The 21,041-nt window shown below is 67.2% G+C and carries 15 protein-coding genes and 1 tRNA gene; 7 read left to right on the top strand and 9 right to left on the bottom strand.

Annotation, left to right across the window (positions count from 1 at the left end; genetic code table 11):
- Positions 1-95: 95 nt before the first annotated feature.
- Together O3139_RS08550 and O3139_RS08545 are read left to right on the top strand one after the other, a co-directional pair.
- Positions 96-172, top strand: a tRNA-Asp gene (locus O3139_RS08550).
- A gap of 186 nt (positions 173-358) precedes the next feature.
- On the top strand, positions 359-1,606 hold the full coding sequence (locus O3139_RS08545) for a Coenzyme F420 hydrogenase/dehydrogenase, beta subunit C-terminal domain (protein ID WP_269513536.1): 1,248 nt from the start codon (positions 359-361) through the stop codon (positions 1,604-1,606).
- Between the two features lie 6 nt (positions 1,607-1,612).
- On the opposite strand, the gene mfd is transcribed toward O3139_RS08545, so the two are convergent.
- Complete coding sequence (gene mfd, locus O3139_RS08540) at positions 1,613-5,065, bottom strand: transcription-repair coupling factor (RefSeq protein WP_269513534.1); 3,453 nt, start codon at positions 5,063-5,065, stop codon at positions 1,613-1,615.
- A complete protein-coding gene (locus tag O3139_RS08535) occupies positions 5,065-5,385 on the bottom strand; it encodes a succinate dehydrogenase assembly factor 2 (protein WP_269513532.1) in 321 nt (106 codons plus the stop codon). Before O3139_RS08535 ends, mfd begins: the two co-directional genes overlap by 1 nt.
- A gap of 97 nt (positions 5,386-5,482) precedes the next feature.
- Between O3139_RS08535 and recG the strand changes: the two genes are divergently transcribed.
- Complete coding sequence (gene recG, locus O3139_RS08530) at positions 5,483-7,573, top strand: ATP-dependent DNA helicase RecG (RefSeq protein WP_269513530.1); 2,091 nt, start codon at positions 5,483-5,485, stop codon at positions 7,571-7,573.
- On the opposite strand, the gene O3139_RS08525 is transcribed toward recG, so the two are convergent.
- The 4 genes from O3139_RS08525 to kdsA all read right to left on the bottom strand — a co-directional run bounded on the left by O3139_RS08525 (position 7,570) and on the right by kdsA (position 12,027).
- Entirely contained in the window at positions 7,570-8,610 is a 1,041-nt protein-coding gene (locus O3139_RS08525) for a DUF3089 domain-containing protein (RefSeq protein WP_269513528.1), read from the bottom strand. The genes recG and O3139_RS08525 overlap by 4 nt on opposite strands.
- A gap of 62 nt (positions 8,611-8,672) precedes the next feature.
- Positions 8,673-9,662 (bottom strand): ADP-glyceromanno-heptose 6-epimerase, encoded by a 990-nt coding sequence (rfaD, locus tag O3139_RS08520; RefSeq protein ID WP_269516444.1) that lies wholly within the window; start codon positions 9,660-9,662, stop codon positions 8,673-8,675.
- Positions 9,663-9,670: 8 nt separating this feature from the next.
- Entirely contained in the window at positions 9,671-11,143 is a 1,473-nt protein-coding gene (gene rfaE2, locus O3139_RS08515) for a D-glycero-beta-D-manno-heptose 1-phosphate adenylyltransferase (protein WP_269513526.1), read from the bottom strand.
- A 17-nt stretch (positions 11,144-11,160) separates the two neighbouring features.
- Positions 11,161-12,027 carry a 3-deoxy-8-phosphooctulonate synthase gene (kdsA, locus tag O3139_RS08510; RefSeq protein ID WP_269513523.1) on the bottom strand — a complete coding sequence of 289 codons (867 nt, stop codon included), beginning with the start codon at positions 12,025-12,027 and terminating at the stop codon, positions 11,161-11,163.
- 117 nt (positions 12,028-12,144) lie between these two features.
- Here kdsA and O3139_RS08505 point away from each other — a divergent pair, with 117 nt between their 5' ends.
- On the top strand, positions 12,145-13,617 hold the full coding sequence (locus tag O3139_RS08505; RefSeq protein ID WP_269513521.1) for a cryptochrome/photolyase family protein: 1,473 nt from the start codon (positions 12,145-12,147) through the stop codon (positions 13,615-13,617).
- Positions 13,618-13,650: 33 nt separating this feature from the next.
- Positions 13,651-14,871 carry an SAM-dependent methyltransferase gene (locus O3139_RS08500; protein ID WP_269513519.1) on the top strand — a complete coding sequence of 407 codons (1,221 nt, stop codon included), beginning with the start codon at positions 13,651-13,653 and terminating at the stop codon, positions 14,869-14,871.
- Here the strand turns inward: O3139_RS08500 and O3139_RS08495 are convergent.
- A complete protein-coding gene (locus O3139_RS08495) occupies positions 14,858-16,432 on the bottom strand; it encodes a cryptochrome/photolyase family protein (RefSeq protein ID WP_269513517.1) in 1,575 nt (524 codons plus the stop codon). The genes O3139_RS08500 and O3139_RS08495 overlap by 14 nt on opposite strands.
- On the opposite strand from O3139_RS08495, the gene sseA reads away from it, so the two are divergent.
- A complete protein-coding gene (gene sseA, locus O3139_RS08490; RefSeq protein WP_269513515.1) occupies positions 16,431-17,261 on the top strand; it encodes a 3-mercaptopyruvate sulfurtransferase in 831 nt (276 codons plus the stop codon). The genes O3139_RS08495 and sseA overlap by 2 nt on opposite strands.
- Before the next feature lie 3 nt (positions 17,262-17,264).
- Here sseA and O3139_RS08485 read toward each other — a convergent pair whose 3' ends face one another.
- Together O3139_RS08485 and O3139_RS08480 are read right to left on the bottom strand one after the other, a co-directional pair.
- Entirely contained in the window at positions 17,265-18,587 is a 1,323-nt protein-coding gene (locus O3139_RS08485; protein ID WP_269513501.1) for a dicarboxylate/amino acid:cation symporter, read from the bottom strand.
- A gap of 47 nt (positions 18,588-18,634) precedes the next feature.
- A complete protein-coding gene (locus O3139_RS08480) occupies positions 18,635-19,747 on the bottom strand; it encodes an amino acid ABC transporter substrate-binding protein (protein WP_269513500.1) in 1,113 nt (370 codons plus the stop codon).
- Positions 19,748-19,838: 91 nt separating this feature from the next.
- On the opposite strand from O3139_RS08480, the gene metC reads away from it, so the two are divergent.
- Positions 19,839-21,011, top strand: coding sequence for a cystathionine beta-lyase (gene metC, locus O3139_RS08475; RefSeq protein WP_420022350.1), 1,173 nt, complete (start codon positions 19,839-19,841; stop codon positions 21,009-21,011).
- Positions 21,012-21,041 lie beyond the last annotated feature (30 nt).

Raw genomic sequence — 21,041 nt, 5'->3', positions numbered from 1 at the left:
AGTTTCGAACTCGTCCCCGATCCTCGCTTGACACACCGGCGAGCCCCCGCCTAAACGACGCCCCTCGCCGCGCCGGAAACGACGCAGCGGGAAACGCGGGTGTAGCTCAGTTGGTTAGAGTGCCGGCCTGTCACGCCGGAGGTCGCGGGTTCGAGTCCCGTCACTCGCGCCATCTCTTCTGAAGCAGAAGGGATGGCGCGCTCCCCCCCCTTTTTTGGTGCGCTAACGCTCGCGACCCGGTCGTTCGCGGCTTGAGCGCGGGCTGTGTCGGGCGGCGGCATGCGTGCTTGACGGCCCAGCCTTGGCGTGGGTTCCTCGCGGTCCGGTCGCACAAGGCCGGCGCTTGGGGACGCCCGCCTTGCCTGTTTCCGCCGACCCCTCAGCGCCCGTCTGGGCACCGCCCGTGCGTCCGCCCGTTCCTCGCAATCTGTGCACCGACTGCGGCGTGTCGCGGATGGAAGACCCGACGCTGTGCGGCAAGGCCTGCCAGTTCATCAAGCCGGACTATCCGGCCATGGAGACGCGCGTTCACGGCCGGACGCGCGACCCGGCGACCAGCCCCGACGAACTGTTCTTCGGACCCGTGAAGCGCATGGTCCGCGCATCGCTACGGGCGCCGGCTCCCGGTGCCCAGTGGACCGGCATCACCACCCGCATCGGCGAACGCCTGCTCGAAACCAAGGCGGTCGACGCGGTTCTGACCATGGCCCCTGATCCCGACGACCGGTGGCGACCCATGCCCGTGCTGGTCACCGAGGCCGCTGCGATGGCCCAGGTGCGTGGCATGCGGATGGGCTATGCGCCCCTGCTGGCCCTGCTGGAAAATGCGCGCGCCCGGGGATACCGCCGCCTCGCCGTCATCGGCATCCCCTGTCAGGTCTATGCCCTGCGCGCGCTGGAGGCCGAGCTGGGTTTCGACACACTCTATGTCGTCGGCACCCCCTGTTCGGACAACACCACGACCGAACGCTTCCATGAGTTCCTGGCCCTGCTGTCGGAGCACCCCGACACCATCACCTATCTGGAGTTCCGCGCCGACTATCACGTGGAGCTGAGGTTCACGGACGGTCGGGTGAAGACGATCCCCTTCCTGTCCCTGCCGATCTCGCAGCTGGCCCCGGATTTCTTCCCGCTTACCTGCCGGACCTGCGTCGACTACACCAATGCCCTGGCCGACATCACCGTCGGCTACATGGCCGGTCAGGGCGAGCAGTGGTTGCTGGTCCGCAACGAGCGCGGCGAGGCACTGCTGGACCTGCTGGGTGACGAGGTCGCGCTGTCCGAGCCCGGCGACAAGGGAAAACGCAAGGTCGCCGTGGCCGGCTTCATCGCCAATGTGGAGCGCGCGGCGGGCGGCCTGCCCCTGCGCCGCATGCCCGACTGGGTCCGTCCGATCGTCAGCTGGCTGCAGCCACGCACAGGACCCCGGGGGCTGGAGTTCGCCCGCACCCGGCTGGAGATGAAGGCCGCCGAGACGGTGATCCACCTGCGCCGCGAGGAGCCGCGCCGGATGAAATCGATGATCCCTGACCATGTGTGGCACCTGGTCGAGCCGTACGGCCTGAAACCGGCCGAGGGCGAGCGCGGCGATCCACCGACCCCCTGACCGCGATCAGGCCCGTGCGACCCGCGCCAGGTCGGTCGTGATCCGCTCGGCGACCTTCAGCCGGTCCTCTGACGTAGGCCAGTCGCCCTTCACCACGATCTTCTGATCCGGCCGGATCTTCCACGTCGCGTGGTTCTTCTGAATCAGTCCGACCAGCCCGACAGGATTGGGGAAGCGGTTGTCCCGCAGCGTCAGGACGCAGCCCTTGGGACCGATGTCGATGCGCTCGATGCAGGCCGTCTTGCAACTGGCCTTGATCCCCACGATGCGAAGCAGCTGTCTGGCTTCGTCCGGCAACGGTCCGAACCGGTCGATCAGTTCGGCCGCCAGAGCCTCGCGTGTCTCGTTGTTCTCGGCGTCGGACAGGCGACGATACAGGCTCAGACGGACGTTGAGGTCCGAGACATAATTCTCCGGAATCAGGACGGCGGCCCCAACATTGATGGCGGGCGACCAGCCGCGATCCACCACGCCCTCGCTGCCGTTCTGGCGCAGCTCGGCGACCGCGTCTTCCAGCATCTGCTGATACAGTTCGACCCCGACTTCGCGGATATGGCCCGACTGTTCATCACCCAGCAGGTTGCCGCCGCCGCGCTGGTCCAGGTCGTGGCTGGCCAGCTGGAACCCTGCCCCCAGGTTGTCCAGCGACTGCAACACCTGCAGCCGCCGCTCGGCCGACAGGGTCAGCGGTCGTTTCGGATCGACCGTCAGATAGGCAAAGGCCCGCGCCTTGGACCGGCCGATGCGTCCCCGGATCTGGTGCAGCTGGGCGAGGCCAAACATGTCGGCGCGGTGGACGATCAGGGTGTTGGCGGTCGGGATGTCGATGCCGCTTTCGACGATCGTGGTCGAGACCAGTACATCATAGCTGCCGTCGTAGAAGGCGCTCATCACGTCTTCCAGCTGGGTTGGCGACATCTGGCCGTGACCGACGACGAACTTGATCTCCGGCACCTGGACCCGAAGGAACGCCTCGATGTCGGGCAGGTCCGCCAGGCGCGGACAGACATAGAACGCCTGGCCACCGCGGTACTTCTCGCGCAGCAGGGCCTCGCGCACCATGACCGGATCCCACGGCGCGACATAGGTCCGCACGGCCAGACGATCGACTGGCGGTGTGGCGATGATCGACATCTCGCGGATGCCCGAAAGCGCCATCTGCAGTGTGCGCGGGATCGGCGTCGCGGTCAGGGTCAGCAGGTGGACGTCGGCGCGCAGGGATTTGAGCTTCTCCTTGTGCTTGACCCCGAAGTGCTGCTCCTCGTCGACGATGACCAGGCCCAGGTCCTTGAACCCGACCTGATCGGACAGCACCGCATGGGTGCCGACCACGATCTCGAACGAGCCGTCCTTCAGACCACTGCGCGTCTCGGCCGCGTCCTTCGCGGTGACCATGCGCGACAGGTGGCGGACCTTGATCGGCCAGCCAGCAAAGCGTTCGCTGAAGGTCTTGAAATGCTGGCGGGCCAGAAGCGTCGTCGGACAGACGATCGCGACCTGCTGGCCGGTCATGGCCACCACGAAAGCGGCACGGATCGCCACCTCTGTCTTGCCGAAGCCCACGTCGCCGCAGATCAGCCGGTCCATCGGCACACCCTTGCCGAGATCCTCCAGCACGTCGCCGATGGCGTTCAGCTGATCGTCCGTCTCCTCGTACGGGAAACGCGCGCAGAATTCGTCGAACAGACCGTGCGGCGGGGTGATCGCCTCCCCGACCCGCAGGGCCCGCTTGGCCGCCAGGGCGATGAGCCCTTCCGCCATGTCGCGCAGCCGCGTCTTGGCCCTGGCCTTCCTGCCCTGCCAGGCCGCGCCGCCCAGCCGGTCCAGCTGGACACCGTCGGACTCGGACCCGTAGCGGGTCAGTAGATCAATGTTTTCAACCGGTAGGTAGAGTTTGCTGTCACCGGCATAGAGCAGTTCGAGGCAGTCGTGCGGGGCCTCCTGGATCTCCAGGGTTTTAAGGCCCTCATAGCGACCGATGCCATGATCGAGGTGGACGACCAGATCGCCAGTTGTCAGTGCGGAGGCCTCGGCCAGGAAATTCGCCGCCCGACGCTTGCGTTTGGGCCGCGCCAGCCGGTCGCCCAGGATGTCGGTTTCGGAAATGACGGCGATGTCGGGCGTGGTGAAACCGTGCTCGACCGGCAGGATAGCGCGCAGATAGAGGTCCTTCGACGCCGTCTGCACATCGGCCCAGTCGCGCACGGCCACGACAGGCTCCAGCCCGTGATCTGCGAGCATCACGCCCAGTCGATCCGACGAGCCCTCGCTCCACGAGGCGAACAAAACCCGTCTGCCGTCGGCCTTGAGCGCCGCCGCATGGGCCGCCACGGCTTCAAACAGATTGACGCTGTCCTGGGCTCGCTCGGCTGCGAAGGTCCGCCCCAGGCGGCCGCCCGCATCTTCCGCCGCCGCGTCGAACGGCGTCAGGCGACAGACCTGCCGGCCGGCCAGGGCCGAGTTCCAGTCCGCATCCGGCAGATACAGCAGCTCCGGGGCCAGAGCCCGGTTCGCCGCGCCACCCTTGGCCCTGGACGCCTCGTGCCGCGCCTCAAAGGCATCGCGGGTCAGGGCCCAGCGCTCCGAGCGCGCCGCCTCTGCCTGATGATCCAGAAAGATCGCAGCCCGATCCGGCAGATAATCGAACAGCGTCTCCAGATGCGGATAGAGCAGCGGCAGCCAGTGCTCCATGCCCTGACGCCGCGCGCCCTCGCTCACGGCGGCGTAAAGCGGATCGTCTCCGGGTGCGCCAAACAGGTTCAGATATCCGGTGCGGAAGCGGCTGATGGTGTCCGCATTCAGCAGGGCCTCGGACACGGGCGACAGGGCGACTTCGCGCCGCTGGCCGGTGGATCGCTGGGTCTCGGGATCGAAGGTCCGGATGGACTCCAGTTCGGAGCCGAACATGTCCAGTCGCACCGGCTCGTCGAAACCCGGCGGGAAGACGTCAATGACCCCTCCCCGAACGGCGTATTCGCCCCGCTCGTTCACGGTCGAGGCCCGCATATAGCCGTTGGTCGTGAAATAGGTCTCCAGCGCCGCCGTATCGAGATCGCGCCCGACAACGGCATCGAATCCGGCCGAGGTCGTGACGGCGCGCGGCGGGGTCCTCTGCATGGCGGCGGCCACGGTCGTGACCAGAAGCAACGGCTTGCGCTCGTCCACGCCGCGTCGTGCCAGCGCCGTCAGAGCTGCCATCCGCTCGGCGGACACCCCGGAGGTCGGGCTCAGCCGGTCGTAGGGCAGACAGTCCCAGGCCGGGAACTCGACGACCTCTATGTCCCGGGCGAAAAACTGGAACGCCTGCACGAAAGCCGTCGATCGCGAATGGTCCCGGGCCACGAACACGCCGATACCGCCCGCCGCCTTCAGCCGCTCGGCGATGATGAGGGCATCCAGACCCTCGGGCGCGCCGCCCAACTCGTGATCGGCCCGCTTTTCCAGGCTCGCGCCGTCCATCAGCCCGCTCCCTCGGCGACCGCTGTGGCGACATGGGCGCGCATGAAGGTGCGCAGCCTGGCCATCAACGGTGTGTCGTGTTCGGCCGGCGTCGGCCGGGTTTCGATGATCCAGGCATAAAGCTCGTGATCGTTGTCCTCGGCCAGCAGGGCCTCGAGACTGTCCAGATCGCCGTCGCTCAGACCCTGGCCTTCCCGCTCCATGAACGGCCCCAGCACCAGATCGGCCTCGCGAAACCCGCGCCGCCACGCCCGGAAGGTGACCCGGCCCAGCCGCTGGCGGCGCATTTCGGTTTCGGCACGCGCATCGTTATCGGCCACAAGAATCCTTGCCCGGTCCATTGGTCAGTTCGGTCCAGCAGATAGAGGTGTCGCGCCCGTTTCGCCAGCGGAGCCTTGGCGTCTATTGTCGCGGCCGATGCGGCCCCAGATTCTCTTTCCCCTGTTCGCAGAGGTTTCCAGCCTGAAGGGCGTGGGGCCTCGTACCCTGCCGATGGTTCAGAAGCTGGCTGGACCGCTGGTGCGTGACGTCCTTTTCCTGGCCCCCGTCGGCGTCGTCGCCCGTCGCAGAACCCAGGCGGCCGACGCCGTCGAGGGCGAGGTCGGTATCTTCGATGTGGTGATCGATCGCATGATCGCACCAGGGCGACCCGGAGTTCCGCTGAAGGTGCGTGCCAGTGACGAGACCGGCTTCGTCCATCTGATCTGGTTCGGGGGCAGTCCGCAGCACATCGACCGCCAGTTGCCCCGGGGCGAGCGACGGCTGGTGTCCGGCAAGGTCGAGCGCTTCAACGGCGAGGTCCAGATCGTTCATCCCGACTGGATCGTGCCACTGGACAAGGGTGAGGACATTCCCGCAGTCGAGCCGGTCTATGCGGCCACGGCGGGGCTGGCGTCTCGCAACGTCCGAAAACTGGTGCTGGGTGCCCTGGCCGTCGCGCCGGATCTCGACGAATGGCAGGACCCGACCTGGCGGGCCAAACGCCGCTGGCCGGGCTGGAAGGCCGCGCTGGACACGCTGCACGCACCGATGGGCGAGGCCGATCTGTCCCCGGACAGCCCGGCCCGCGAACGGCTGGCCTATGACGAGCTGTTCGCCCACCAGCTGGCGCTCGCGCGTCGCCGTCGTGCGCGCCAGATCACGCCGGCTCCGGTGATCCATGACAACGCGGCATCGGCCGCCCTGCTGGCCTCTCTGCCGTTCGTCCTGACCGGCGCCCAGGCGCAGGCGGTCGCCGAAATCAGGCGTGACCTGGCCTCGGGCGAACAGATGGCCCGACTGCTGCAGGGCGATGTGGGATCCGGCAAGACCGCCGTCGCGGCCCTGGCCATGGCGGACGCAGCCGGGTCAGGCTTTCAGACCGTCCTGATGGCTCCGACCGAAATCCTGGCCCGCCAGCATTTCCAGCGGCTGGGACCGATGCTGGAAGCCGCCGGTCTGTCGACGATCCTGCTGACCGGCCGCGACACGACCGTCGAACGCCGGGACCGGCTGGCCACCCTCGCCTCGGGCGAGGCGAAGGTCGCCATCGGCACCCATGCGCTGTTTCAGGACGCCGTCCATTTCCATCGACTGGCGCTGGCCGTCATCGACGAACAGCACCGGTTTGGCGTCAACGAACGGGCCCGGCTTCAGGCCAAGGGCGATCCGCGCATCGGCGGCGTCCATCTCCTGACCATGTCCGCCACCCCGATCCCGCGCACGCTGGAACTGACGCAATATGGAGAGCTGGAGGTCAGTCGCCTGACCGAAAAGCCGCCCGGCCGGACGCCGGTCGCCACGGCCGTCCTGCCGCTCGCCCGCATCGGCGAGGTGGCCGCGCGGCTCAAGGCCGCCGTCGAGTCCGGAGCCCAGGCCTACTGGATCTGCCCGCTGGTCGCGGAGTCGGAAGCGACCGACCTGGCCGCAGCCGAGGACCGTGCGCGCGATCTCCATCGCCTTCTGAACATCGAGGTCGGGCTCGCCCACGGGCAGATGCCGGGCGCGCAGCGCGAAGCGGTGATGGCCGATTTTGCCGATGGTCGCCTGCCGGTCCTGGTGGCCACGACGGTGGTGGAGGTGGGTGTCGATGTGCCCAATGCCACCATCATGGTCATCGAACACGCCGACCGGTTCGGCCTGGCCCAGCTTCACCAGCTGCGGGGACGGGTCGGACGCGGCGCAAAATCGAGCGCCTGCATCCTGCTGTATGGGGGACAGGACGGCGCGTTGGGAGACACGGCGCGCGAACGCCTCGAAACCCTTCGCCGGACCGAGGACGGCTTCGAGATCGCCGAAGAGGATTTCCGCCTCCGCGGGGGCGGCGATCCGCTGGGGCTGCGGCAGAGCGGATTTCCCGCCTACCGGTTCGCCGATCCGATCCGCCACCGGTCGCTGATGCTGGCTGCATCCGATGACGCGCGTCTGGTGCTGGGGCGCGATCCCGACCTCACGTCACCGCGGGGTCAGGCGATCCAGGTGCTGGAAGCCCTGTTCGATTGGAAGACGGACCGCAGCGGTCTCGATTAGGGGAGGTTGGCGGCGTTCCATGCCGCCAGCCTGCGCTCGATGTCCGCCTCAGTATCCGCGTAGAACAGATTGTATTGGCGCGCTTTCCTTCGATCCGCCCAGTTGCCGACTTCCTTGAAGGACTCGGTTCTGAGCTCCGTATGCCGAAGCAGACCGCCCCGGCATTGCGTCGCCACGGCCCGATCGATGAAAGCCGGCCTCAGGCCCCACTCCAGCCCTGTGGCATTGGCAGCCCCGCGATGCCGGCGCGCCGGAACATGCGCGGGATCGCTCGATCCGCTCACGGGGTTCACGCACAGGACCGCGCGCCCCTCCAGATCGATGAGTCGACCGTTGGCATCCCATACCAGGGCACGCCGAAGGCGTCTCCAGGCGGCCCCGTCGTTGGTTTCGTCCACCTGCGACCAGCCGATGACGCAGTTGATCTGGACCGGACTGGCGCAGGGGGGTGTGGTCGGTGGCAGATCGTCAACGGCGATGATGACATCGACCAGATAAACGGCCACCAGGCGTCGGCTCAGCGCCGGATCCCGGGCGATCCGATCCTGCAGCAGGCGGTCGATCAGGTCCGCGCCCTGCTCCACCCCCGCCAGGACCAGCGGCCCGGTCGGATGCGCCGCCAACCAGCTCTCAAAGGCCGCAAGAGCGTCGCCATAGGCAAACGCCCGGGCATCGCGGGCGTCGTCGCGCAGGGTCAGACGCGTATAGAGCGACGCCTGCCGGTAACGCGGCACGCTGATGGACCCTGCCCGGGCGAAGGGCCCGGCATAGTTCGGGATCACCACCCGCTCGAGGTAGGCGTCGGCCCTGGCATCGCCGATGGGACCGTTCCACTCCCTGCCCCCATCAAAGGTCGTGGAATGCAGGAAGAAGACGGCGGCATTGCCGGAACCGGGAACGCGCACATCCCGCATCGCCCAGGCGTTCGCAGAACGATAATCCGGTGCCTGAGGCGGCGTATAGGTCTGGAAAGGGACCTTGGGGTCGAGGCCCGCCTTCAGGATGTCTCCGCGCCAGATGGCAACAGCCGCGATCATCAACAGAATCAACCCGATACCGAGCCATCCTGCGGTCTGGCGCACGGTCAACCCCGGCAACCTCACCTGTACGGATCCGGTTGGGACAGGTAGGATTGCACGTAGCGGCGCACGCCTTCTTCAAGTGGCGTGGACTGCCCGCCGAAGCCCAAGGCTCGAAGCCGGTCCATCTTCGCCTCGGTGAAATACTGATACCGGTCACGGATCGCTTCGGGCATGTCGATATAGGCGACCGAGGGCTGCCGACCGGCCGCGGCGAAGGTCGCCTTGGCCAGGTCGAGGAACGATCTGGCCTGACCCGAACCCGCGTTGAAGATGCCGCTGATCTCCGGCGTCGCCAGCAGCCAGTCGATGATGTCGACCACATCGTCGACAAAGACGAAGTCTCTCAGCTGACCGCCGTCGGCATAGTCGGGGTGATGCGAGCGGAACAGGCTGACGGTCTCCCCGACCGCGACCCTGGGCCAGATCTGGGCGATGACCGACTTCATTCCGCCCTTGTGGCCTTCGTTCGGGCCATAGACGTTGAAGAACTTCAGACCGGCCCACTGGCGCGGGGCATGGTCGCGCCCGGCCTGCCGGACGGCATATTGATCGAAGAGTTTCTTCGAATAACCGTAGGCATTTAGAGGCTGAAGCCGAGAGATTGATGCAAGATCATCCGCATCCTCGAATCCGGCCTCCCCGTCGCCATAGGTGGCGGCCGAGGACGCATAGATCATCCGCGTCTCGTTGACGGCGCACCAGTCCCACAGATCGCGCGAAAGACTGAAGTTGGTGCGCAGGATCAGGTCCGCATCGGTCTCGGTGGTCGAGGAGATGGCACCCATATGGACGACCGCGCTGATCCGCTCTGCATGCCGTTCGAGCTGCAGGAAGATTTCCTCCGGCTGCCAGAAATCGGCGATGGCGGACCTGGCGATGTTGCGCCACTTGCCCAGATCGGCACTCTCCAGCCGGTCGCAGACGACGACGTCCCAGCGGTCCTCTGCACACAGGCGCGAGACGATGTTGGAGCCGATGAAGCCGGCACCGCCGGTGACCACGATCATGCGCCGCATCAGCCGGCCTCCCCGAGCGCGCTTCCGGTCATCTTTGCAATGGTCCCGGTGGTGGAATAGCCATCTGCGAACTCCGCCAGCCGCACTTCACCGCCCCAGCTTTCGACCAGATCGCCGCCGACCACCCCCTCGCGGGTGTAGTCCGCGCCCTTGATCAGAACGTCGGGGCGCAGCCGTTCGATCAGGGCCAGGGGCGTGGGATCGTCAAAGGACGTCACCCGGTCGACGCTGGCCAGGCCGCCGATCACCACAGCACGGCTGTCCAGGTCGTTCACGGGACGGCCTTCACCCTTGAGCCTGCGCACCGAGGCATCGGTATTCAGCGCGACCACCAGCCGATCGCACCAGGACCGCGCCTGGGCCAGATAGGCGACGTGTCCGCGATGCAGGATGTCGAAACAGCCGTTGGTGAAGCCAACCTTCAAGCCCTGACGGCGCCAGGTGTCGACCTCGGCGGCGAGATCATCCAGCGCCGTGACCTTGGCCAGGGCCGCGCCCGCATGCTGGCTCATCTCGGCCTCGATCAGTTCGGCGGGCGTCACCACGGCCGTACCGCTCTTTCCGACCACGACGCCCGACGCCAGGATGGCCAGCTGCACCGCCTGCTCCAACGATGCGCCCGCGCCGAGCGCCAGCCCGAGCGCCGCCAGTCCCGTATCCCCCGCGCCGGAGACGTCGAACACCTCGCGCGCACGGCCGGGAAAATGCCGGACCGCTTCGCCGCGGCGCATCAGGCTCATGCCCTTTCCCGCCCGTGTGACGACGATGGCCTTGGCCGTGGTCGCCGCGAGCAAGGCCGTCAGAGCGGCCTCGATGTCCGAATCGGTGTCGACCGGCATCCCGGTCGCCCCGCCCAGTTCGGACGCGTTCGGCTTGATGACATCGACCGCGCCATAGCGGGCGAAATCGCGACCCTTGGGATCGACGATCACGACGGACCCACCGTTCTGCGCGGCCCAGAGAGCCGACCGGATCAGTCGTTCCGTGATCACGCCCTTGGCATAGTCTGACAATAAAATAGCGGAAGCACCTGAAAAGACGTCATCTCGCTCGAATGCGCCGACCGCGGGTTCTTCCTCATCCAGACGCATCAGCTGCTGGCCACCCGAAACGTAGCGGGTCTTCACGATGGTGCCGGCGACCTCGGTACGGACGGTGAAATCCTCGATACGCGCTTCGGTGGCGACAAGCTGGGCCAGTTCGGCGCCCGCCGCATCGGCACCGGTCACGCCACCCAGTCGGGCCCGCCCCCCCAGGGCCGCGACGTTGCGAGCGACATTGCCCACCCCGCCCGGCATGGCCACCGTACGGCGCGACCGCAGGACCGGGATCGGTGCCTCGGGCGAGATCCGGCTGACATCGCCATAGACGTAACGATCCAGCATCAGGTCGCCGACGCAGGCCACGGTCTGGTCGCGTGCGCGGTCCAGCAGGCTCTGCAGGGTGCCGAGATCGAGGGTGCGGTCAGCCATGACCCGACCTATCGGATTCAGGCGGCCTTCGCCATCCGCGCTTTCGACAGGTCATCATAGGCCAGCAGTTCTGCGGCCAGGGCCTCGAACTGATCCAGCGGCACCATGTTGGGCCCATCCGACGGCGCATGGTCAGGATCCTGATGCGTTTCCATGAACACCGCGTCCACACCGACCGCCACGGCGGCGCGGGCCAGGACCGGGACGAATTCGCGCTGCCCACCGGACGATGTGCCCTGCCCGCCCGGCTGCTGGACCGAGTGGGTCGCGTCGAACACGACCGGGCAGCCGATGTCGCGCAGCACGGGAAGGGCGCGCATGTCGCTGACGAGGGTGTTGTAGCCGAAACTGGCCCCGCGCTCGCAGGCCATGACATTCGGATTGCCGGCTCCGACGACCTTGGCGATGACGTTCTTCATGTCCCAGGGGGCCAGGAACTGACCCTTCTTGATGTTGATGGCCTTGCCCGTCGCGGCGGCGGCCAGCAGCAGGTCCGTCTGGCGGCTGAGGAAGGCGGGGATCTGCAGCACATCGACCGCCTGGGCGGCCACGCGCGCCTGGTCCTCGGAGTGGACATCGGTCAGGACCGGCAGGCCGGTGACCTGACGAATCTCGTCGAAGATCGGCAACGACTGTTCGAGGCCCAGCCCGCGCGCGGCATTGGCGCTGGTGCGGTTCGCCTTGTCGAAGCTGGTCTTGTAGATGATGCCGACGTTCAGGCGCTGGCCGATCTCCTTCAGGGCGTGGGCCATTTCCAGCGCATGCTGGCGGCTTTCCAGCTGGCAGGGACCGGCGATAAAGGCGATGCGCGCGCCGCCGCCGATGACGACGGGCTGTGTGATGCCGTTTCCGGACAGGGTGATGACGGCGTTGGGGGCGCTCATGAGCTGGCCTTCTGAAAGCGACGTTCTGACGGGTGGTGCGTTGGCCCTTGCACCCTTATGGGGCGGTCAGGTGGCCGTTCGCGCCTGTTGTTTCAACCTACCACGGAGACTCGCAGCGTGACCACCAAGGCGCAAGACGGTTCGGTCCCTGTGATCCTGTGGTTTCGCCGCGACCTACGGCTGGCGGACAATCCGGCCCTGAGCCAGGCCCATGCGACCGGTCGGCCTATCCTGCCGGTCTATATCCACGACGAAGGCGCTGGCGTTCGTGCCGCGGGCGCGGCCTCGCTGTGGTGGCTGGACAAGTCGCTGCGGGCCCTGACGACCTCGCTGGCCGGGCGCGGCGCGACCCTGGTCCTGCGCCGCGGCGACGCGGAAACGCAGCTTCGGCACCTGATCGACGAGACCGGGGCCGATGCCATTTTCCTGAACCGGCTGTTCGAGCCGGACGCCTGGTCGCGGGACGCCGACATCGCCCACAGCCTGAAGGCGGACGGCATCGAATGTCGGGGCTTCAACGGATCGCTGCTGGCCCGTCCCGGATCGCTGTTGAACGGCTCGGGAGGCCCCTACAAGGTCTTCACGCCCTTCATGAAGGCCCTGCGTGCCCAGGCCGAACCGCCGGCCCATACGACGGGACCGCGTGCCTTGAGCGAAACGCCACACGTCGCCAGCGACGATCTGGACGACTGGGGCCTGCACCCGACCCGACCCGACTGGTCCGGGGGCTTCGACTGGACGCCGGGCGAAGATGGCGGCATCGCCGCTCTGCACCGGTTCGTCGCCGAAGGCCTGAAAGACTATGCTGATGGCCGCGACCGCCCGGCCCAGGCCGCAACCAGCCGCCTGTCGCCCCATCTGCACTTCGGCGAGATCAGCCCCTGGCGCGCCTGGATCGCCGCCCGCGGTGCGGCCGATGCCGGAGCGGTCGCGCCGGACCAGGCCGACAAATTCATCGCCGAACTGATCTGGCGCGATTTCTCGGCGCATCTGCTCCACCATTTCCCGACCCTGTCCGACAAGGCCTTCCGGCCCGAATATGACGCCATGCCGTGGCGCGAGGACGAGGCGGGCTTCACCGCCTGGACCCGGGGCCTGACCGGCTATCCCATCGTCGATGCCGGGATGCGGGAGCTTTGGGCCACCGGCGTCATGCACAATCGCGTGCGCATGATCGTTGCCTCCTTCCTCATCAAGGACCTGCTGATCGACTGGCGCAGGGGCGAGGCCTGGTTCTGGGACACGCTGGTCGATGCCGACCTTGCGTCGAATTCCCAGAATTGGCAGTGGGTCGCTGGATCCGGAGCCGATGCGTCTCCGTATTTCCGAATCTTCAATCCGGTCACCCAGGGTCAGAAGTTCGATGCCGAGGCTCGCTACGTCAAACGCTGGATCCCGGAACTGGCCCGCATGCCCGCCCGATGGGCCCATGCGCCGTGGGAGGCTCCGCCGGAGATCCTCCGCGACAGCGGCGTCCGTCTCGGCACGACCTATCCACGGCCGATCGTCGATCACGCCAGGGCCCGCGAGCGCGCGCTCGCAGCGCTCAAGACCGTCACGGCCGAAAGACAAGATGCCGCAGCCGATTGACCGGCGTTCGGCCTTCAACGCAGGTTGCCGCGCATGACTGTCCAGACTGCCCACACCGAGGTGACCCTCGACCGCACGCCGCGCGTCTTCTCGCTTCTGATCCGCCTGCTGTCGGCCAACTGGACCTATGGGCGTCTGACGCTGACCCTGCCGAATGGCGAGGTGCACAGGCTGGAGGGCGAGACGCCGGGGCCGCATGCCGTCATGACCGTGCTGGACTACCGCTTCGCCGGCCGGGTGCTGGCCAATGGCGACATCGGCTATGCCGAGGGCTATATCGCCGGCGAGTGGGACAGCCCGCATCTGGCCGTGCTGCTGGAGACCCTGGCCAACAACTACGACCACATCCGTCGCCTGTTCGACGGCAACGTCGTCATGCTGGCGGTCAACTGGATCGCCCACAAGCTGAACCGCAACAGCCGTCGCGGGTCGCGGAAAAACATCACCGCCCACTATGATCTGGGCAACGCCTTCTATGCCGAATGGCTGGACCGCTCGATGACCTATTCGTCGGCGAAGTTCCTGAATCCTTCGGAGCCGCTTGAGATCGCCCAGACCCGCAAATACGCCGCCCTGGCCCGGGCCATGGACCTGAAGCCGGGCATGAGCGTGCTGGAGATCGGCTGCGGCTGGGGCGGATTTGCCGAGTATGCGGCCCGGGAGGTCGGGGCGACCGTCACGGGCGTCACCATCTCACAGGAACAGCACGACCTGGCCCGGGAGCGTCTTTTCCGGGCGGGCCTGTCCGGCCGGACCCGGATCGAGCTGATGGACTATCGCGACATCACGGGCACCTACGACCGGGTCGCCTCCATCGAGATGTTCGAGGCGGTGGGCAAGGAATACTGGGGGGCCTATTTCGACAAGGTCCACGATGTGCTGAAGCCCGGCGGCCGCGCGGGCCTGCAGATCATCACCATCCAGGAAGACCTGTTCGAGGAATACAACGCCCGGACCGACTTCATTCAGAAATACGTCTTCCCCGGCGGCATGCTGCCGTCCGAGGCGCGGCTGCAGCCGGTGGTCGAGGCTGCGGGGCTGAGCTGGGACAGCGTGGACCGCTTCGGCATCGACTATGCGGACACGCTGAGCCGCTGGGATCAGCAGTTCCAGGCGGCCTGGGACGACATTCGCAAGATGGGGGGCTTCGACGAGCGGTTCCGCCGCCTGTGGCGCTTCTATCTGGCCTATTGCGAGGCCGGTTTCCGGTCGCGCCGGACCGACGTCATCCAGCTGGCGCTCACCCGGGCCTGATCACCGCACCCAGCATCGTCCGTGCGGCCTCGGCCTCTTCCAGCAAGGCAGCCCGGCGCTCGGGACCGAAATTATCGAGCGTGCGATAGGGCATGGCCAGCCGGACGTTGTCGCGCAGCCGGGGCCGGTTACGCTCCAGAAAACCCCAGTACAGCCGATTGAAAGGACAGGCCTTTTCGCCCGTCTTTGCCTTCACGTCATAACGGCACGATCCGCAGTAGTCGCTCATCCGGTCGATATAGGCCCCCGACGCGGCATAAGGTTTGGACCCCACGATCCCGCCGTCGGCGAAGGTCGCCATGCCGCGGGTATTGGGCATCTCCACCCATTCATAGGCGTCGGCGTAGACGCTCAGATACCAGTCATCGACGGCGTCAGGGTGCACGCCCAGCAGCATGGCCAGATTCCCGGTCACCATCAGTCGCTGGATATGGTGGGCATAGGCATTGTCCCGCGTCGTGGCGACGACGTCGGCCACGCAGGCCATGTCCGTCTCGCCGGACCAGAAGAACCATGGCAGCGCGCGGTCGGCGTCCAGGAAGTTCCGCTGCCGATACTCCGGCACCTTCAGCCAGTAGATCCCGCGCACAAACTCGCGCCATCCCAGGATCTGGCGGATGAAGCCCTCGACCGCGTTCAGCGGGGCGCGACCCGACCGGTATTCCACCTCGGCCCGACGGCAGGCATCCAGCGGGTCCAGCAGGCCCAGATTGATCGAGGTCGATATCAGTCCATGCCACATCCACGGCTCGCCCATCGCCATGGCATCCTGCCAGTCGCCGAACCGGGGCAGGACCTGCGACAGAAAGTCGGCCAGGACCCTCTCGGCCTGCTCGGCGGTCGTTGGCCAGCCAAAGGCCCCGGTGGTGCCGAAATGCTCCGGAAACAGGCGCCCGACATCGGCGATGGCCCCGACCGCCACGGCGTCCGGCGGCGTCCGAAGTCGCTTCGGCGGGCGCACGCCCCTGGTCAGTCCCTTGCGGTTCTCGGCGTCATAGTTCCACGTCCCGCCGACCGGCTGGCCGTCGTCCAGCAGGATGCCCGTCGCCTTTCGCATCTCGCGGTAGAAGAACTCCATCCGTAGCTGGGACTTGCCCGACGCCCAGCGCCGGAAGCGATCGTGGGTGCAGATGAAGCGATCGTCCTCCCGGATTTCCGTGCTCACCGCGCTTGACGCGGCAAAGGCCGACAGCGCCTCCGCCAGCCGCCACTCGCCGCATTCGGTCATCACGACCGCACCGAACGGCTGATCCGCCAGCGCCCGTTCCACCTCGCCGACGATGCTGTGGGTATTGCCGGGATCGCCGATACGAACGTAGCGGATGGTGACGCCCCTCCCTTCGAGCCTCAGAGCGAAGCTGCGCATGGCGGCGAAGATCAGGGCGATCTTCTGCTTGTGGTGGCCGACATAGGTCGCCTCGGCCCGGACTTCGGCCATCAGGACCACGTCTCGGCCCGGATCGAGGTCGCGCAGCGCCGACAGGCCGTCCGACAGCTGGTCGCCCAGAACCAGCCTCAGGGTGGCTCTGCCTTCGTTGTTGCGCGTGCTAGTCTCGGCCATGGCCTCGTTCCTGATCTCCACCGACGACCTCGCCCGCGACCTCGGCGCGCCCGACCTCCGGATCGTCGATGCCAGCTGGCATCTGGACGGCCGCGACGCCCGCGCAGAGTTCGAGCGACTGCGAATCCCGGGCGCGGTCTTCTTCGACCTCGACGCCGTGTCAGACCACAGCACGGACCTGCCGCATATGCTGCCCACCGCCGCAGCCTTCGCCAGGGCGGCAGGCGATCTGGGGATTTCGGCGACGGACCGGATCGTCGTCTACGACACGGTCGGGCTGTTCTCGGCCGCGCGGGTCTGGTGGACCTTCCGTCTGATGGGCGCGCGGGACGTCCGCGTTCTCGATGGCGGCCTGCCCCGCTGGAGGGCGGAGGACCGACCGACCGGGTCCGGCCCGGTTGCGCAGGCGATACCGGCCCGGTTTGAAAGGACCGGCCGACACGGTGCCGTCGCCGACATGGCAACGGTGCTGGCGGCCCTCACCGGTGACGCCCAGATCGTCGACGCCCGCCCCGCGCCCCGCTTCATGGGCGAGGCCGCCGAGCCGCGCGCGGGTCTGCGCTCCGGCCACATGCCCGGCGCGCTGAACCTGCCCTTCAAGGCGCTGCTGGACGACACCGGCCGCCTGCTCCCGGCCGCCGACCTGAGGGCCCGTTTCGCAGACGCAGGCGTGACCTTCGACCGGCCGATCATCACCAGCTGCGGGTCCGGCGTGACGGCCGCCATCCTGACCCTGGCCCTGGCGGAACTCGGCGAGGACAGCGCCCTCTATGACGGGGCCTGGGCCGAATGGGGCGGTCGGCCGGACACGCCGGTGGTCACCGGCTGATCGTCAGGCCGGAGGTGCCACGGGATAGGGCTCGCCCCTGGGCACCACATCGTCCTTCTCGCCGCGAGACACGACCGTGGCCAGCACCAGGTCACCCGTGACGTTCAGCGTCGTGCGGCACATGTCCAGGAACCGGTCGACGCCCAGGATCAGGCCGATGCCCTCGGCCGGCACCCCGACCATGACGAGGATCATGGCCACGACCGGCAGGGACCCGGCCGGAACGCCGGCAGTGCCGACACCGCCCAGGATACAGACCAGCATCACGACGACCTGCTGGGTGATCGACAGCTCGATCTGGAAGAACTGCGCCAGGAACAGCACGGTAACCCCCTCGAACAGGGCCGTGCCGTTCTGATTGGCCGTCGCCCCCACGGTCAGGACGAAGCGCGCGATCTTGCGCGGCAGGTGAAGTTCTTCCTCGGCCGCCTTCAGCGACACCGGCAGGGCCGCGTTCGACGAGGCGGTGGAGAAGGCCACCACCATCGGCTGGCGCACGCCACGGAAGAACCTGAACGGATTCATCCCTCCGCCGATCCAGACGACCAGCGGATAGACGACGAACATATGGATCGCCATCGCCCCCACGGCCACGCCGACATAGGCGGCCAGCCGGACCAGCAGGTCCCAGCCGAACAGGGCCGCCAGGTTGAACATCAGACAGGCAATGGCGATCGGGGCCAGTTTGATGACCATGTTGATCAGCTTCATCGTGACCTCGAGGATACCCTCGATCACCTGCTGCAACCGGTCGGTGGCCGGCGATTTGGCCATCACCAGCCCGATCCCGAAGAACAGGGCGAAGATCATCACCGGCAGGATCTGGTTCTCCGACGCCGCCGTGAAGATGTTGGACGGGATCAGGTCCAGGAAGAACTGGCCGAACTGGATGTTCTCCGGCGCCTTTTCGACGATCGCGGCCGCGCCTGAGGCACCCTGGGCCAGCAGCTGTTGCGCCAGAGCCGGATCGACACCGTCTCCGGGCCTGAAATAGTTGACCATGCCGATGCCGATCAGGACCGCGATTCCCGACACGACGATGGTCAGCAGCAGGGTCTTGATCCCCGCCCTGCCCAGCGATTTCAGATCGCCCATTTCGGCCACGCCGACGACCAGGGCCGAAAACAGCAGAGGGATCACCAGCATGAACAGCAGGCGAAGGAAGATCTGTCCCGCCGGTCCTGTGATGTTCGAGGTCACGAACTGGACCCAGTAATTCTCCGGCCCGATGACCTGATTGACATAAAGGCCACCCGCCAGCCCGACCGTGAAACCGATCAGCATCAGCCAGTGAAGCGCGATCCCGCCCTTTTTCGTCGTGTTCATTCGTCCCCCGGAGGTGCCGACCGCGACGCGCGCGAGCCGATCGGATGTCAGCGGACCGGCAGGCCGTAGATCAGACCGGCCGGTCGAGCGTTCCATTGTGCATTGAGACCACGCGCCAGGTCGAGGGCCGATTGCGAACCCAGGTTCCTGTCGAAGACTTCTCCGTAGTTTCCGACGCTGCCGATGGCGTCCCTGGCCCAGTCGTCGGTCAAACCCATCCGCGATCCGAACGCGCCATCGGCACCCAGAAGGCGTCGCACCCGGGGATCACGCGACGCCTCGGCCTGGGCCGCGACATTGGCCCGGGTCACGCCCAGCTCCTCGGCCAGGATCAGGGCGTTCTGCGTCCACCGCACGATCGCCGTCCACTGCTCGTCGCCACGCCGGACGACCGGACCCAGCGGTTCCTTCGATATGATATCGGGCAGGATCACATGCTGGCCCGGCTCGGCCAGCGTCGTTCGTGCCGCTGCCAGCGCCGAGACATCGGCTGAAAAGGCGTCGCAGTCCTCACGGCCATAGGCCTGACGCGCGGCTTCTTCCGTCGGCAGGACGACCGCGCGATACTCGATCCCCCGGCTCCTGAAATAGTCCTCCACGTTCAGTGCGCTGGTCGAGCCTGACTGCACACAGATGCGCGCGCCGGTCAGTTCGGTGGCGCTGCTCAGGTCGAGGGCGCGCCGGACGAGAAAACCCTGGCCATCGTAATAATTGATGCCCGCGAAGCTCAGATTGCCCGTCGTGTCCCGTTCCATCGTCCAGGACGTATTGCGCCAGAGCACGTCGATCCGACCGTCCGCCAGGGCCTGGAACCGGTTTTCCGCCGTCAGCGGCACGAAACGGACGGCATCGGCGTCCCCCAGTACCGCGGCCGCCAGAGCCCGACAGAAGTCCACATCGAACCCGCGCCACTCGCCGCGATTGTCGGTATAGGCGAAGCCGACGAGACCCTGATTGACCCCGCAATTCAGACGCCCCCGCCGCTTCACCGCGGTCAAGGTCGCGCTCTCGGCAACGGCCCCCGTTCCGGACCGGGCGGCCACCGTGGTCGTCGAAGGGGTTTCCGGGGCCTGGGCGTCCTGCTTTCCGCAGGCGACCAGCAGCGCCACAGCGGCAACCGCCGCTGTCCAGATGCCAAAACCCGTGGCTCGCCGGCCCATGTTTCGTCCTGCATTGCACATGCGCGACTCCCGTCGCCCGCGGCACCCCGCTGCTTTAGAAGACTTTGACGATCCCTCCGCAACCCTGGAGATGCCGGTGGCACCGCTTTCCGATCGCACGCGACTGATCGCGACCGCCACACGACGCGGCCGCGGCCGTCGGCCGGTCAATCCACCCATAGAGCGGGCGTCTACCCTGCTGTCCGACTCCGTCGGCGACATGCGCGACGGGTCGCTGGGACCACTCTATGGAATCGAGGGCACGGCCTCGCAGGCCGCGCTGCGACGGGCGATCGCCGACCTCGAAGGCGCGTCCGACTGTTGGCTTGCACCGTCGGGTCTGATGGCCGTCACCCTGCCACTCCTGGCTCTGACGCGTCCGGGAGACGAGATCCTGACGACGGATGCCGTCTATGGCCCTGTCCGACGCTTCCTGAACCGTCACCTGGTCGCCCGGGGCATCAGCTCCCGGTTCCATCCTGCCGAAGCCTCCGCCGCCGAAATCGCCGCGTCCATCGGGGAGCGTACCCGGCTGATCCTGATCGAATCCCCTTCATCGCTGACCTTCGAGATGATCGATGTCCCTGCGCTGGCCGCCGAAGCCCGCTCGCGGGGCATTTTGACGGTGACGGACAACACCTGGGCGGCGGGGCTCGGGTTCAAGCCCCTGGCGCAAGCGGTGGACGTCAGTGTGCAGGCCCTGACCAAATATGTCGGCGGTCACTCCGACCTGATGCTGGGCGCGGTGTCGGCCGTCCGGCCCGACGTCTGTAGCGCCTTGGCCGAAGCGGTGGAGGACATCGGCGTGTGCGTGTCGCCCGACGACGCCTGGCTGGCGCTCAGGGGCCTGCGAACCCTGCCCTTGAGATATGCCGAACAGGCCCGGTCCGCGCTGGAGATTGCGAAGTGGCTGGCCGCGCGGCCGGAGGTGTCCCGTGTGCTCTATCCCGCCATGGCGGGTGACCCGAACCACGCCATCTGGGCTCGTGACCATGTCGGCGCGGCATCCCTGTTCGGGGTGGTCATGAACGGCGGCGACGCGGCAGCGGCTCATGCGCTGCTCGACCGGCTGACCCTCTTCGGCCTCGGCTATTCCTGGGGCGGGTTCGAGAGCCTGATTACATACGAGACGCCGCAGATGGCCTGGAGGACGGCGCCGCCCCGCCTGGAGGGGCCGCTGCTGCGGTTGCACATCGGGCTGGAAGACCCGGTCGAACTGATCGCCGATCTGGACGCCGCCCTCGAAGGCTGGCGGAGCGCCTGACCGTCGATTTCGGGCTTCGCCCGGCTTCAG

The sequence above is a fragment of the Brevundimonas subvibrioides genome (genome assembly GCF_027271155.1).
In the GTDB taxonomy this organism is placed as follows: Bacteria; Pseudomonadota; Alphaproteobacteria; order Caulobacterales; family Caulobacteraceae; genus Brevundimonas; species Brevundimonas subvibrioides_D.
Note: the sequence above shows the minus strand (reverse complement) of the source record. Positions and strands in the feature narration are given on the sequence as shown.